Annotated in this window: 13 protein-coding genes; all 13 read left to right on the top strand. The window is 42.1% G+C overall.

Annotation, left to right across the window (positions count from 1 at the left end):
* The 13 genes from tatC to HMPREF1521_RS03240 all read left to right on the top strand — a co-directional run bounded on the left by tatC (position 1) and on the right by HMPREF1521_RS03240 (position 14,503).
* Complete coding sequence (tatC, locus tag HMPREF1521_RS03295; protein ID WP_038115741.1) at positions 1 to 891, top strand: twin-arginine translocase subunit TatC; 891 nt, start codon at positions 1 to 3, stop codon at positions 889 to 891.
* Positions 892 to 912: 21 nt separating this feature from the next.
* Positions 913 to 3,570: a valine--tRNA ligase gene (locus HMPREF1521_RS03290; RefSeq protein WP_038115739.1), complete on the top strand. Its 2,658-nt coding sequence runs from the start codon at positions 913 to 915 to the stop codon at positions 3,568 to 3,570.
* A 9-nt stretch (positions 3,571 to 3,579) separates the two neighbouring features.
* Positions 3,580 to 4,887 carry a folylpolyglutamate synthase/dihydrofolate synthase family protein gene (locus HMPREF1521_RS03285; RefSeq protein ID WP_038115737.1) on the top strand — a complete coding sequence of 436 codons (1,308 nt, stop codon included), beginning with the start codon at positions 3,580 to 3,582 and terminating at the stop codon, positions 4,885 to 4,887.
* 9 nt (positions 4,888 to 4,896) lie between these two features.
* Positions 4,897 to 6,153: an O-antigen ligase gene (locus HMPREF1521_RS03280; protein WP_038115736.1), complete on the top strand. Its 1,257-nt coding sequence runs from the start codon at positions 4,897 to 4,899 to the stop codon at positions 6,151 to 6,153.
* A 514-nt stretch (positions 6,154 to 6,667) separates the two neighbouring features.
* The gene (locus HMPREF1521_RS03275) at positions 6,668 to 8,173 is read left to right on the top strand and encodes an acetyl-CoA hydrolase/transferase family protein (protein WP_038115734.1); all 1,506 of its coding nucleotides are present in this window, start codon (positions 6,668 to 6,670) and stop codon (positions 8,171 to 8,173) included.
* Positions 8,174 to 8,201: 28 nt separating this feature from the next.
* Positions 8,202 to 9,848 (top strand): methylmalonyl-CoA mutase, encoded by a 1,647-nt coding sequence (locus HMPREF1521_RS03270; RefSeq protein WP_038115732.1) that lies wholly within the window; start codon positions 8,202 to 8,204, stop codon positions 9,846 to 9,848.
* Positions 9,849 to 9,876: 28 nt separating this feature from the next.
* On the top strand, positions 9,877 to 10,272 hold the full coding sequence (locus tag HMPREF1521_RS03265) for a cobalamin B12-binding domain-containing protein (RefSeq protein ID WP_038115731.1): 396 nt from the start codon (positions 9,877 to 9,879) through the stop codon (positions 10,270 to 10,272).
* Between the two features lie 79 nt (positions 10,273 to 10,351).
* Entirely contained in the window at positions 10,352 to 11,290 is a 939-nt protein-coding gene (meaB, locus tag HMPREF1521_RS03260; protein WP_038115729.1) for a methylmalonyl Co-A mutase-associated GTPase MeaB, read from the top strand.
* A 52-nt stretch (positions 11,291 to 11,342) separates the two neighbouring features.
* Positions 11,343 to 11,765: a methylmalonyl-CoA epimerase gene (mce, locus tag HMPREF1521_RS03255; RefSeq protein ID WP_005377395.1), complete on the top strand. Its 423-nt coding sequence runs from the start codon at positions 11,343 to 11,345 to the stop codon at positions 11,763 to 11,765.
* Between the two features lie 149 nt (positions 11,766 to 11,914).
* On the top strand, positions 11,915 to 13,444 hold the full coding sequence (locus tag HMPREF1521_RS03250; protein ID WP_038115726.1) for a carboxyl transferase domain-containing protein: 1,530 nt from the start codon (positions 11,915 to 11,917) through the stop codon (positions 13,442 to 13,444).
* A gap of 73 nt (positions 13,445 to 13,517) precedes the next feature.
* A complete protein-coding gene (locus tag HMPREF1521_RS03245; RefSeq protein ID WP_038115723.1) occupies positions 13,518 to 13,856 on the top strand; it encodes an OadG family protein in 339 nt (112 codons plus the stop codon).
* A 22-nt stretch (positions 13,857 to 13,878) separates the two neighbouring features.
* Positions 13,879 to 14,046, top strand: a complete 168-nt coding sequence (locus HMPREF1521_RS09030; RefSeq protein ID WP_169835179.1) for a hypothetical protein — start codon at positions 13,879 to 13,881, stop codon at positions 14,044 to 14,046.
* 73 nt (positions 14,047 to 14,119) lie between these two features.
* A complete protein-coding gene (locus HMPREF1521_RS03240; RefSeq protein WP_038115721.1) occupies positions 14,120 to 14,503 on the top strand; it encodes a biotin/lipoyl-containing protein in 384 nt (127 codons plus the stop codon).
* The last annotated feature ends 29 nt before the right edge of the window (positions 14,504 to 14,532 follow it).

Genomic DNA, 14,532 nt, shown 5'->3' with positions numbered 1-14,532 from the left:
ATGGAACCGTTCGAACCAAAACCGGATTTCGAATATCCTATACAGAAACCTTCCTTTGATAGTGTAGTCCGTCAAAAGCGCCGTGAAGCGAAGCTAAAGGCGGAACAAGAGCGATATAAGGTGGCAAATCAGCAAATACCTGAGAATGATGAGGCGGAACCGGTGTATACGGCCATCGAACAGAAGATGATGGATGAAGCACGGGAAATATCCCTGGTTGGACATTTGTCCGAACTGCGTAAACGACTTATCATTATGGCTGTGGCCATCATTATAGGCACATGTATTTCTTATTATTATGTGGATTTATTATTGGAAATACTGTTAAAGCCGGCAGGCAAGCTGTATTATATGCGCCCTACAGAGGCTTTCTTTACGTATATGAAAGTATCCGTCGTGGGGGGACTTGTTATTGCGGCGCCTGTCATACTGCATCAGATATGGCTATTTGTTAAGCCTGCACTGACTGCGCGAGAGAAGCAGCTATCTAACTGGATCTTACCCGTTGCGATCGGTCTGTTCGCGATAGGTATCGTGTTTTCTTATTTCCTCGTATTGCCGGCGGCGGTGAAGTTCTTTATGGGCTTTGCTACAGACGAATTACAACCGATGTTTTCCATCGGGCAGTATCTGGATTTTGTTTTATCTTTTGTATTACCTTTCGGATTTATTTTTGAGTTGCCGTTGATTTTGATTATATTAGGTTATTTTAATTTAATTACATCACGCTTCTTAAAGAGTAAGCGAAAAATATTTATTCTTATATCCTTTATCATAGGCGCCGTTATTTCACCTACACCGGATATGTTCTCGCAAACGATGATTGCATTGCCTATGATATTGCTGTATGAAACGAGCCTGTTTGTATTGGCTAAGATTATGAAGCGCTAAGGAGTTTATTTGGGAGGAACGATGAAGACCTACGAAAATTTAACTACATATAATCCCGGTGAAATAGAAGGGAAATGGTATTCCTTTTGGGAAAATAGGGGATACTTTCACGAAGAAGTAGATTCAGGTAAAGAGCCGTTCAGTATCGTTTTACCGCCTCCTAATGTAACGGGTATGCTGCATATGGGGCATGCGCTGGATAATACATTACAGGATATTCTCATCCGCTTTAAAAGAATGCAAGGTTATAACGTATTGTGGATGCCGGGGACAGATCATGCCGGTATTGCAACGCAAATCAAAGTAGAGGAAATGCTCGCAAAAGAAGAGGGGAAAACCCGCTATGATTTGGGCCGTGAAAAATTTGTAGAACGCGTATGGGAATGGAAAAAAGAGTACGGCGATACAATCGTAAAACAGATTCGCAGTCTCGGTGCATCCTGTGACTGGTCTCGCGAACGATTTACCTTGGATGAAGGCTATTATCATGCCGTGCGTGAAGTATTTGTAAGCTTATATGAAAAAGGTTTGATTTATCGCGGTGAACGCATTATAAACTGGTGCCCTCGCTGTACAACGGCTCTATCGGATGTAGAGGTGGAACATGAGGATGAAAACGGTCATTTGTGGTATATTAAGTACCCTGTGAAAGGTGAAGATAATCGTTTTGTTATCGTTGCCACCACGCGTCCCGAAACGATGTTCGGCGACGTGGCCGTAGCGGTAAATCCTGATGATGAGCGCTATAAAGACCTCATCGGCAAAACATTGGTATTGCCGTTTGTAAACCGTGAGATTCCTGTTATCGCCGATGACTATGTAGACTCCAGCTTCGGTACGGGTTGTGTAAAAATTACGCCTGCTCATGACCCTAATGACTTTGAAATGGGGCAACGCCATAATTTGGACTCCATTGTTGTCATGAATAATGATGCCACGATGAATGAAGGGGCAGGCAAGTTCAACGGTATGACTCGCGAAGAGGCTCGTAAACAAGTTGTGGCAGAGCTAAAAGAAATGGGTCTGCTTGAAAAAATCGACGACCATAATCATGCGGTAGGTCATTGCTCCCGTTGTCATACGATCATCGAACCGATGGTATCTAAACAATGGTTTGTAGATATGAAACCGTTGGCGGAACCGGCTCTCAAGGTTGTTAAAGATCATGAAGTGGAGTTTGTACCTGAACGCTTTACTAAAACGTATGTCAACTGGCTTGAAAATATTCGGGACTGGACGATTTCCCGTCAATTATGGTGGGGACATCGTATTCCTGCGTGGTACTGTGATGCGTGTGGTGAAACCATCGTCAGCCGTGAGGATATCACGGAATGTCCTCATTGTCATGGAACTGTAACGCAAGACCCTGATGTGCTTGATACATGGTTCAGCTCCGGTTTGTGGCCTTTTGCGACTATGGGATGGCCTGAACAGACGGCGGAGCTTAAACAATGGTATCCGACGAGCGTTCTTGTGACAGGTTATGATATCATCTTCTTCTGGGTTGCTCGTATGATCTTTATGGCTCTTGAGTTTGAACATGAAATTCCGTTTAAACATGTATTTATTCACGGACTTGTTCGCGACAGTCAAGGCCGCAAGATGAGTAAATCCTTGGGGAACGGCATCAATCCTCTTGAAGTGATTGATCAATTTGGTGCTGATGCATTGCGCTTTACCCTTGTGACGGGTAATACGCCGGGTAATGATATGCGCTTCTATATGGAACGCGTTGAGGCGAATCGCAATTTTGCCAATAAGATATGGAATGCTTCAAAATTTGTATTGATGAATCTTACGAATTATGATGAAAGCTTCGTCCCAACGACAGATGATTTGACATTGGCTGACCAATGGATTATTCAAAAATACAACGAAACAGTTCAAAGTGTAACATCTAACCTCGATAAATTTGAATTAGGCGAAGCAGCTAGTTCGGTATATGACTTCATTTGGAATACGTACTGTGACTGGTACATTGAATTGGCGAAACCTCGTTTGTACAGTGACAGCAACGAACGCGATCGCCGTACAGTTCAATACCTGCTTGTAACAATCTTGCGTCATATGCTTGAACTGTTGCATCCATTCATGCCGTTCGTTACGGAACATATCTGGCAACATTTGCCTCATGAAGGGGAAAGCATTGTCATAACAAAATGGCCGGAAGCGTTGGATTTTGAAAATCTTGAAGGTGCAGCTCGCCAAATGGAAGTCATGATGGATGCCATCAAAGGTATCCGTAATATGCGCGCCGAAATGAATGTACCGTTAGGTAAAAAAGCTGAGGTTATTGTGGCGCCTACAGACGAAGCCTTAGTTCAAGTGGTAGCCGATCACAAAGATTATTTTGTAACATTGGCTTGGGCTGAAAAGGTGAGAATTCTCGGTGCTGACGATGCAAAACCGGAAAACGCGACCGTAACAGTTGTAAACGGTATGGAAGTATATCTTTTGCTCAAAGATCTTATCGACGGTGAAAAGGAAAAAGAGCGCATTGCGAAGGAAAAAATTCAGATGGAAAAAGAAATCTCCCGCTTGGAAGGTAAACTTTCAAATAAAGGATTCCTTGCAAAGGCACCAGAAGCCGTTGTAGCTAAAGAAAAAGAAAAGTTGGAAGAGTATAAACAGAAACAACAGGCATTATTGGAACGGGAAGCGTTCCTTGAAACCTTATAGGAGGTTTATATGACATATAAAGAGGCCTTAGCCTATTTGGAACAGGCATCCTCATTTGGTATTAAACCGGGACTGGATCGGATTACAGCCCTCATGGAGGCTCTTGGAAACCCGCAGGAGGACTATAAAATTGTTCATGTTACCGGAACCAATGGTAAGGGCTCGGTAACGACATATATTTCCTATGCATTATTTACAAGCGGATTACGGGTGGGGCGATTTACATCGCCTCACCTTCAATCCTATACGGAACGAATTCAAATCAACGATGCGAATATTACGGAGAATGCTTTTGCTGAGTTGATTTGTCGTGTAAAGGATGCTGTGGATCGTATCATAGGTGATGGAGTTGAACCGCCTACACAATTTGAGATGTTGACTGCCGCCGCGTTTCTATTCTTTAAGGAACAAGGTGTAGATTATGCTGTTGTCGAGGTCGGTCTCGGAGGCTTACTTGACTCCACGAATATCGTTACACCGGAGATATCGGTCATTACAAATGTGTCGATCGATCATCAGGCCTATTGCGGAGATACGGTGGAAGAAATTGCACGGCACAAAGCGGGGATCATTAAGCCTCAAGTGCCTGTTGTTACAGCCGCACAGGATGCGCCTCTTCGAGTTATCGAAGACACAGCCAAAGAGAAACATGCTAAGCTGTATGCTTTCAATAAAGATTTCGGTATCGATAGTCGCAGTGCGGTGACAGGCGGTCAGATGATTACCGTCAGTGCAGATCACGAAGCGCCTGCTATGTTATTTACGACGATGGCCGGAATTCATCAATCTGTGAATCTTGCCTGCGCATTGATGACGGTGCGGCTGTTGATGCGCACCGATTCACATATCAGTGAGGAAACGATGCGTGAAGGATTCGCACGTGCAACATGGCCTGGACGCTTTGAAGTGAGACCTGTACTTGGTCGCACCTTTATTTTTGACGGAGCTCATAATGCGGCCGGTGCGGAAGCCTTTAATCTGACATATGCGGAACTGTTTAAAGACAAGCCGAAGACGCTAGTGATGGCTATTTTGCGGGATAAGGATGAAGAGGGTATCATTCGGGAGGTAGTTAAATCGGGTGATACGGTTATCGTTGTACCGGCTCCGACAGAACGTACCGAGGTGCCGGAAACGTTGGTCACACGCATTCGTACAGTTGTACCAAAGGTAACGGCTCAGACGGCGGATTCCGTAACGGAGGCGTTATCCTTGGCATATAAACACACGCAAGCCGGTGATATTATTGCCGTATGCGGGTCTCTGTATATATTAGGGGACGCTCGGCAATGGCTCAGTCATGAGTTGAGTCATTAAGGTGAGATTATGGAACTAGCACTTCTTCCTAATCATAAAAAAATATCATTTTATATAGAGCGCCTCATCTATGCTGTCGTAGTATCTATGCCATTACAGCCGATGGTGGGGGATGTCTTGTTGTGGATTGCTATCGGCTTTGCGCTGTACGATCTTATTTCGAAAAAATCGCTTAGCCTGCCTACGGGATTTCTATCATGGAGCGTCATGGTTTTTGTGGCTTGGACAGGACTTTCAGCAGTATTATCTGACCATTGGGGTTGGGCTGTTTCGAGCTGGCTTTATCAGATCGTAGCCGGTGGAGGCATGTATTATCTGGTCCGCACCTATATTCAAAGCCCGAAACAGTGGAATTATTTCCTCCGTGCCTTTTTGGGTGCTGCCGTTCTGGTCTGTCTGATCGGTATCTATCAGTATATATTTATTCCTAATATACATATTAAAGACTGGGTGGATGCTACACAGTTCCCAAAACTGATGAGGCGCATGGCCTCGACCTTGCAAAATCCTAATTTGCTCGGTGCTTATCTGTTGATGGTGCTCAGTGTATGTATCAGCTATATTCTGGTGTATATGAAGCGGCAACGGACTCGAGAGGTTGTATCCATGTCGGTTATCGGCATTATCTTGTTTTTGACGATGTTATTGACCTATTCAAGAGGTATTTGGATCAGTTTTGCGGCGATGATTCTGTATTGGGCCGTTTTTGTAGAGCGCAGACTGTTTTTATCTTTGCTGGCTATACCGCTTATTTTATACTGCTACGAAGGTGAGGTTGCATCTCGTCTGTGGTCAATCTTTCAGGGCCATGATACATCAGCTGACTTACGTTGGGCTCTATGGGACAGTACCATGTACATCGTGCGGGAGCATCCCGTTTTCGGTATAGGGTGGAATACATTTTTCCTGGTTTATCCGGATTATAACTATTATATTCAGGCTCCTCATGTGCTGATGTACCATGCACATAATTTATATTTGAATATATTAGCCGAGACGGGTATCCCCGGATTATTAACATTTCTCACGGTTATTATCGGTCATGTGGTAACCGCCATTCGATTGAAAGGCGACTTATTCTGTCAAGCTGCACAGATCGGTGTGGGTGCTCTCGCTATAGGTGTCCTATTTAGTGGACTATCGGACTTTGAACTTTACAGTCATCAGGTGACGATTACATTTTGGCAGCTCTTGGGATGGATAGGGGCTTTTGTGAAAGTGGAATATATACAAAATGAGAATGCCGTCGCATCCAAAGATGCGTAAATAACAAGTGCCGATGGTAGCTATACAACTTTATAAATGGTATAATTTATACATACCTTGAGTGGGTCTGTATGTTATTCAACACAAACCGATTTTCTAATGTTAGACATAATTACACATTATAGTTTTACATTTGAAAATCGGTTTTTTGTATCTCTATGTAATGATATGAGGGAGGTGTATTGAAGAATCCGTAGTGTACAGTGTTATTTTATATTTTGATTTTTCTATATCTTGTATATGAAATTTCTGATTGCCCATAAAATATCACTATATACTGAGTATATCGATAATTCCTGTGAGTTATAACGGTGTGAATGTATATTATATAAAAGTGTAAAAATTGATGACTTTTAGTCATAATGCATAGGGGAAGTGTGATAAAAAATACATTTTAGTCATATAAGTTGACAATACACCTGTAATAGGACTACGATGAAGTCGGTTTAAGGAACGTATTAGACCAAAGAGATTCAATTGTCGTTTAACAATGTTACTCTTAAAGGAGATGGTTATGGTGATAGACATCAAAGACCGCGTAAAAAATGTGGACCTGCAAGGTAAAATTGTCACTGCTTATGATGCAGCTCAGTTGATTAACCCTAATGACAAAGTTGGTATTTCCGGCTTTACACCATCGGGCTATGCAAAAGTTGTACCATTGGCTTTGGCAGAACGAATGGAAAAGGAACCATTCAAAATCGATTTATGGACAGGTGCTTCTGTAGGTGATGAAGCTGATGGTGCGTTAACACGCGCTAATGGTATTAATCGCCGCTTCCCATATCAAACTAATAAAGATATGCGGAAGGCTTTAAATGGTGGAGATGTCAAATATGTCGACATGCATTTGAGTACAATGGCACAAAATATTCGTTACGGATTCTTCGGGGATTTGGATGTAGCGATTATTGAAGTATGTCAAATCAACGAAGACGGTTCTTTAGTACCGACTACATCTGTTGGTAATTCCCCGACATTTGTCAGCCAAGCTAAAAAAGTTATCGTAGAAGTGAATGTATCTCAACCATTATCTTTAGTTGGTATGCATGATATCTATGAACCGTTGGATCCACCACATCGCAAACCAATTCCGTTGGAACAGGCCGGTGATCGTATCGGTACAGATGCAATCCCTTGTGACCCTAGCAAAATTATTGCCGTGGTTCCGAGTGATGTACCTGATACAACTAGACCTTTGGCTGCTATTGATGATGATGCGAAGGCGATGAGTCAGCATCTTATCAAATTCTTTGAACAAGAAATTGCGGAAGGCCGTTTGCCTCAAAACTTGCTTCCATTGCAATCCGGCGTAGGTTCTGTAGCGAATGCGGTAATCAGCGGTTTGGCTCAAGGGCCGTTCAAAGATTTATCCATTTACACAGAAGTAATTCAAGACGGTATGTTTGATTTAATCGATGCTGGTAAGGTAACAGTATGTTCCGGTACTGCATTGAGTCCTTCTCCGGATGGGTTGAAACGTTTCTATAATAATATTGATGAATATCGTAAAAAGATTATTCTTCGTCCGCAAGAAATTTCCAACAACCCTGGTATCGCTCGTCGTATTGGTGTCATTGCCATGAATACCGCTATCGAATTTGATATTTTTGGCAATGTAAACTCTACTCATATTATGGGTAGCAAAATGATGAATGGTGTTGGCGGATCTGGTGACTTTGCACGTAGTGCATATCTCACTATTTTCTGTACTAACTCCGTTGCTAAAAATGGCGACATCAGTTCTATCGTTCCATATGTATCCCATGTGGATCACCCAGAACATGACACTATGATTTTCTGTACAGAACAAGGTGTTGCCGATTGCCGTGGTTTGAGCCCAGTGGAAAGAGCTCGTTTAATTATTGAAAAATGTGCTCACCCAGACTACAAACCAATGTTAACTGAATACCTAGAAAAAGCATTAGCAGCAACAAAAAATGCCCATACACCTATGTTGCTTGATGAAGCTCTTTCTTGGCATAAACGCTTCACAGAAACTGGAAGCATGAAAAAATAACCTGTTTTATTAGGAGGATGATGAAAACATGGCTTACGAAAATTTAAAAGCCCAAATTGCTGAGTACAACAAACTTTGTGACGAAAAATGCGTAAAAACTCCAGAACGTCAAAACTTGAAATACAATCGTGTATATACTCCGGTTGATATTGAAGGCTTTGACTATGAACGTGATTTGGGTATGCCTGGCGAATATCCATATACTCGTGGTGTACAACCTACTATGTACCGTGGCCGTTTCTGGACAATGCGTATGTATGCAGGCTTTGCAACTGCTGAAGAATCCAACAAACGTTACCGTTACCTTATCGAATCCGGTGCAACAGGCTTGTCCTGTGCATTTGACTTGCCTACACAAATCGGTTATGACTCCGATGATGTAATGGCTGAAGGCGAAGTTGGTAAAGTAGGGGTTGCTATTGACTCCTTGGCAGATATGGAAATCTTGTTCGATGGCATCGACCTTGGTAAAGTATCCACATCCATGACAATTAACGCTCCGGCATCTGTTTTGTTGGCAATGTATATTGCAGTAGCTGAAAAACAAGGTGTACCTTCCACTGAATTGAAAGGTACAATTCAAAATGATATTTTGAAAGAATACGCAGCTCGCGGTACTTACATTTTCCCTCCAAAACCATCCATGCGTTTGATCACTAATATCTTCGAATATTGTTCTCAATACGTTCCTAAATGGAATACTATTTCCATCTCCGGTTACCATATCCGTGAAGCAGGTTCCACGGCAGCGCAAGAAATCGCATTTACAATTGCTGATGGTATCGCATACGTAGAAGCAGCTTTGAAAGCTGGTCTTGATGTTGATACATTCGCTGGTCGTCTTTCCTTCTTCTGGAATGCTCATAACAATGTACTTGAAGAAGTTGCTAAATTCCGCGCATCTCGTCGCTTGTGGGCAACAATCATGAAAGAACGTTTTGGTGCTAAAAAACCAAAATCCATGATGCTTCGTGTACATACTCAAACAGCTGGTTCCATGTTGACTGCACAACAAGTTGATAACAACATCGTTCGTGTTGCTCTTCAAACTGCAGCTGCTGTAATGGGCGGTACTCAATCCTTACATACAAACTCCCGTGACGAAGCTTTGGCTCTTCCTACAGAAGCATCTGTACAAGTAGCTCTTCGTACTCAACAAATCGTGGCTTACGAATCTGGTTTGGCTGACGTAGTTGACCCATTGGGCGGCTCCTACTATGTTGAAGCTATGACTAACGCTATTTATGACGAAGCTATGGCATACATCAAGAAAATTGATGAAATGGGCGGCGCTGTAGTAGCAATCGAAAAAGGCTACATCCAAAAAGAAATTCAAGAATCCGCTTACAAATGGCAAATGGAAGTTGAATCCGGCTTACGCACAATCGTTGGCGTAAACAAATTCCAGGTTGAAGAAGAAGCACCAAAAGATCTTCTTCGCGTAGACGCTTCCGTTGGTGTTAACCAATCCAAGAAAACTCAAGCAGTTCGTGCTAAACGTGATCAGGCAGCAGTTGATGCAGCATTGGCAGCACTTAAAGCAGGCGCAGCTGACGAAAACGTTAACTTGATGCCATTAATTCTTGAAGCAGTAAAAACATATGCTACTTTGGGTGAAATTTGTAATGTGTTGCGCGAAGTATTCGGTGAATACGAAGCTCATTCCACATTATAATATCGGCTAATTTCGGAGGTAATAAATCATGGCAGAAAAACGTATTAGAGTAATTGTAGCAAAACCAGGTCTTGATGGTCATGACCGTGGTGCAAAAGTAGTAGCACGCGCTCTTCGTGATGCTGGTTTCGAAGTAATCTACACAGGTCTTCGTCAAACTCCAGAACAAATCGTTGAAGCAGCTCTTTCTGAAGACGTTAATGTAGTAGCATTATCTCTTCTTTCCGGTGCTCATAACACATTGTTCCCTAAAATTGTTGAACTTTTGAAAGAAAAAGGTATGGGTGATGTATTGGTTATCGGCGGCGGCGTTATTCCTGACGCTGATATCCCTGGCTTGAAAAAAACCGGTGTAGCTGCTGTATTCACTCCTGGTACACCAACTGGCGATATCGTTAAATTCATTAAAGAACACGTGAAATAATTAATTTAATGGGTGAGAGGGAATCAACTGTACAGCTGAATCCCTCTATTCCCATATTTTAAGATAGGTGGTGAGGCGAATGGATTTAGTTAAAGAACTATTTGAGGGTTCTCGACTAGCCTTAGCACGGTCCATTACTGCTGTAGAGAATGAGTATGATAATGCCATCGATATTATGAAGGCCATTTATCCTGAAACAGGACGTGCTCGTATTCTCGGTATTACAGGGGCCCCTGGTGCCGGCAAAAGTACCTTGACCGATAAAGTTGTTAAACATTATTTGGATCAGGGTAAAAAAATCGGCATCGTTGCCATCGACCCGACTAGCCCATTCTCGGGTGGTGCTATCTTGGGGGACCGTATTCGAATGAATGATTTGACGTTAAATGAAAATGTATTTATTCGAAGCATGGGGACACGCGGTAGTTTAGGCGGTTTGTCTAAAAAAACTGCGGACGTTGTCAAGCTGATGGATGCCTTTGGTATGGATCTCGTTATCATTGAAACCGTGGGTGTAGGACAATCGGAAGTGGATATCGTAAAAAATGCGGATACCACATTAGTTGTTCTTGTACCTGGCCTTGGTGATGATATTCAAGCAATTAAGGCAGGGATTCTTGAAATTGGCGATGTATTTGCTATCAACAAAGCGGATCGGGACGGTTGCGATCGTTTGAATGTTGAAATCGAGATGATGCTTGATCTCGATTCTCGCGAAGTCAAATGGAGACCTCCGATTAAGCGTACTGTTGCCAGCAAAGATCAAGGTGTAGATGAACTCATCGAAGCCTTAGATGAACATTTTGAGTATCTTGAAGACTCTGGTGAGTTGGATGCTCGCCGGGCAGAACGTACGCGTGATGAAATCATCGCGATGATTAATGAGCAAATTGGTCGTTATGTGGCGGAAAAAATAGTCACTAGCGATGAATTTAATAGCCAAGTGGCGGCTGTAAATGAACGCACTAGCGATCCATATACAGTTGTTAACGGCGTTATGTCAAATGTGCTAAAGTAGACGGCGACTACATAGCATGAGAGATTTAGCCTTATAAAAGGAGATAATCAAAATGGCTTTTAAAGTATTACAAGTGGACCACATCGGTATTGGTGTTAATGATTTGGCAGCAACAAAAGAATTTTATAAAAATGCATTGGGTATTCAACATCTTCCTGAAGATGAAGTTGTTGAAGAACAAAAAGTAAAAGTATCTTTCTTCCCTTGTGGTGATGCAGAACTCGAATTTTTGGAAACTACAACTCCAGATGGCCCTATCGGTAAATTTATCGAAAAGAATGGCGGTCGTGACGGCATTCAACACGTTGCTTTGCGCGTAGATAATATTGAAAATGCTATTGCTGATTTGATGGCTAAAGGTATTCGTATGATTGACGAAAAACCTCGTTACGGTGCAGGTGGTTCCTCCATTGCTTTCGTTCATCCTAAAGCAACAGGTGGCGTATTACTTGAATTATGTCAACGTATGAAATAATACAGTACTTGAAACATATCATTATATGAGTTATAGATATACATATTCATATAACCGGTAGTTATATATTAAATATGTATATATGCTTGAACTTTATTTATTTATGAAATAAAATGATGATGTAACAAGTTTTATTTGGAGGTGCTATAATGGCAACAGTGCAGGAAAAAATCGAGTTATTGCACGAAAAACTAGCTAAAGTAAAAGCTGGTGGCGGTGAAAAACGCGTCGAAAAACAACATTCTCAAGGCAAAATGACTGCTCGTGAACGTTTGGCGAAATTATTCGACGAAAACTCTTTCGTTGAACTTGATCAATTTGTTAAACATCGTTGTGTTAACTTTGGTCAAGAAAAGAAAGAATTACCTGGCGAAGGTGTTGTAACCGGTTATGGTACTATTGACGGTCGTTTGGTATATGCATTTGCACAAGACTTCACTGTAGAAGGTGGTTCTCTTGGTGAAATGCATGCTGCTAAAATCGTTAAAGTACAACGTTTAGCAATGAAAATGGGTGCTCCTATCGTTGGTATCAATGATTCCGGCGGGGCTCGTATTCAAGAAGCGGTAGATGCGCTTGCTGGTTACGGTAAAATTTTCTTTGAAAATACAAATGCATCCGGTGTTATTCCACAAATTTCCGTAATCATGGGACCATGTGCAGGCGGTGCTGTATATTCTCCAGCATTGACTGACTTTATCTACATGGTAAAAAATACATCTCAAATGTTCATCACTGGTCCGGCAGTAATTAAATCTGTAACCGGTGAAGAAGTAACGGCTGAAGATCTTGGTGGCGCAATGGCTCACAACTCCGTGTCCGGTGTTGCTCACTTTGCAGCTGAAGATGAAGATGACTGCATCGCGCAGATTCGCTACTTGTTAGGCTTCTTGCCATCCAACAATATGGAAGATGCTCCATTAGTAGATACAGGTGATGACCCAACTCGTGAAGATGAAGCTTTAAATAGCTTGTTGCCTGATAACAGCAATATGCCTTACGATATGAAGGATGTTATCGCTGCAACAGTAGATAATGGTGAATTCTACGAAGTACAACCATTCTATGCAACAAATATCATTACTTGTTTCGCACGTTTTGATGGTCAATCAGTTGGTATCATCGCTAACCAACCTAAAGTTATGGCTGGTTGCTTGGACATCAACGCATCCGATAAATCTTCCCGTTTCATCCGTTTCTGTGATGCTTTCAATATTCCGATCGTTAACTTTGTTGACGTTCCTGGTTTCTTGCCTGGCACAAATCAAGAATGGGGCGGTATTATTCGTCATGGCGCTAAGATGTTGTACGCTTACTCTGAAGCAACAGTTCCAAAAATTACTGTTATCACTCGTAAAGCATATGGTGGCTCCTACTTAGCTATGTGTTCTCAAGATTTGGGCGCTGATCAAGTATATGCTTGGCCTACATCCGAAATCGCTGTAATGGGACCTGCAGGTGCTGCTAATATCATCTTCAGAAAAGATGAAGATAAAGAGGAAAAAACAGCTAAATATGTGGAAGAGTTCGCAACTCCATACAAAGCTGCAGAACGTGGCTTCGTAGACGTTGTTATCGAACCAAAACAAACTCGTCCGGCAGTTATCAACGCTTTGGCAATGCTTGCAAGCAAGCGCGAAAACCGTGCTCCAAAGAAACATGGTAATATTCCATTATAATTCGATTCGGTAAAGTTATCATCGAATTTGGGAGATACCTTTCTTTACTACTTTTTTAGAAAGGGGAATAATTATGGAAGGACAAGCAGTTACTACTAATCCGTTACTAATAATGGCCATTAATATGACCGTTGTGTTTGGTGTTTTGATTGCTTTGGGGATTCTGATGGAAATCGTTCATTTAGTTGATCCTACAAAGAAGAAAAAAACACCTGTTGAATCGAGTACACCTGTTGCTGCTTCTGCAGCTTCTGTAGCAAGTGCACCTGTTCAAAACGACGATGAAGTAGTAGCAGCTATCGTAGGTGCTATTGTAGCGATGGGGTATTCATCCGAACAAATCGCATCTATTCGACCTACAGCAACCAGCGCTAAATGGCGTATGGAAGGTCGTTTAAGCGGTAGAAATTAATAGATTTTAGGAGGCATTTGTCATGAACAATGCTACAATGACTAACGGTAAAGCTCCATCTAAAGATGTAGTGGCAGTTATCGTTGGTGCATTAGCGGCAATGGGTTATTCCGCTGATCAAATCGCGCATATTCGTCCGATTGTGAGCTATAATTGGAAAATGGAAGGGCGCTTACGCGGTAATCGATAGGATTATCAGATTTATATATGTAAATTAATTTATAAATAGTGTATAAACACACAAATAGTTGGAGGAATTTAAAATGAAAAAATTCAATGTTACAGTAAACGGCACAGCATATGATGTAGAAGTAAATGAAGTTAAAAGTGCGGCTCCTGCGGCAGCTCCTAAGGCAGCTCCTGCAGCGGCTCCAGCTCCTAAAGCAGCTCCTGCACCAGCACCAGCTAAAGCAGCAGCTCCAGTTCCAGCAGGTGCTGAAACTGTAAAAGCTCCAATGCCTGGTAAAATCCTATCCGTAGCAGTATCCGCTGGTCAAGCAGTTAAAAAAGGCGAAACTTTGTTGATTCTTGAAGCTATGAAAATGCAAAATGAAATCGCCGCTCCACATGATGCAACAGTAAAAGAAGTTCGCGTTGCTGCTAACCAAACTGTATCCACTGGCGAAGATATGGTTGTTCTTGGCTAATCCCAAGTTGATGTGACGCGGTCATACCG

The organism is Veillonella sp. AS16, from assembly GCF_000517785.1.
GTDB classification, from domain to species: Bacteria; Bacillota; Negativicutes; order Veillonellales; family Veillonellaceae; genus Veillonella; species Veillonella denticariosi.
Note: the sequence above shows the minus strand (reverse complement) of the source record. Positions and strands in the feature narration are given on the sequence as shown.

Bases quoted from the DNA above. Each gene is read 5' to 3' on its own strand.
- tatC (WP_038115741.1), top strand. From the start codon at position 1: ATGGAACCGTTCGAACCAAAACCGGATTTCGAATATCCTATACAGAAA.
- HMPREF1521_RS03290 (WP_038115739.1), top strand. From the start codon at position 913: ATGAAGACCTACGAAAATTTAACTACATATAATCCCGGTGAAATAGAA.
- HMPREF1521_RS03285 (WP_038115737.1), top strand. From the start codon at position 3,580: ATGACATATAAAGAGGCCTTAGCCTATTTGGAACAGGCATCCTCATTT.
- HMPREF1521_RS03280 (WP_038115736.1), top strand. From the start codon at position 4,897: ATGGAACTAGCACTTCTTCCTAATCATAAAAAAATATCATTTTATATA.
- HMPREF1521_RS03275 (WP_038115734.1), top strand. From the start codon at position 6,668: ATGGTGATAGACATCAAAGACCGCGTAAAAAATGTGGACCTGCAAGGT.
- HMPREF1521_RS03270 (WP_038115732.1), top strand. From the start codon at position 8,202: ATGGCTTACGAAAATTTAAAAGCCCAAATTGCTGAGTACAACAAACTT.
- HMPREF1521_RS03265 (WP_038115731.1), top strand. From the start codon at position 9,877: ATGGCAGAAAAACGTATTAGAGTAATTGTAGCAAAACCAGGTCTTGAT.
- meaB (WP_038115729.1), top strand. From the start codon at position 10,352: ATGGATTTAGTTAAAGAACTATTTGAGGGTTCTCGACTAGCCTTAGCA.
- mce (WP_005377395.1), top strand. From the start codon at position 11,343: ATGGCTTTTAAAGTATTACAAGTGGACCACATCGGTATTGGTGTTAAT.
- HMPREF1521_RS03250 (WP_038115726.1), top strand. From the start codon at position 11,915: ATGGCAACAGTGCAGGAAAAAATCGAGTTATTGCACGAAAAACTAGCT.
- HMPREF1521_RS03245 (WP_038115723.1), top strand. From the start codon at position 13,518: ATGGAAGGACAAGCAGTTACTACTAATCCGTTACTAATAATGGCCATT.
- HMPREF1521_RS09030 (WP_169835179.1), top strand. From the start codon at position 13,879: ATGAACAATGCTACAATGACTAACGGTAAAGCTCCATCTAAAGATGTA.
- HMPREF1521_RS03240 (WP_038115721.1), top strand. From the start codon at position 14,120: ATGAAAAAATTCAATGTTACAGTAAACGGCACAGCATATGATGTAGAA.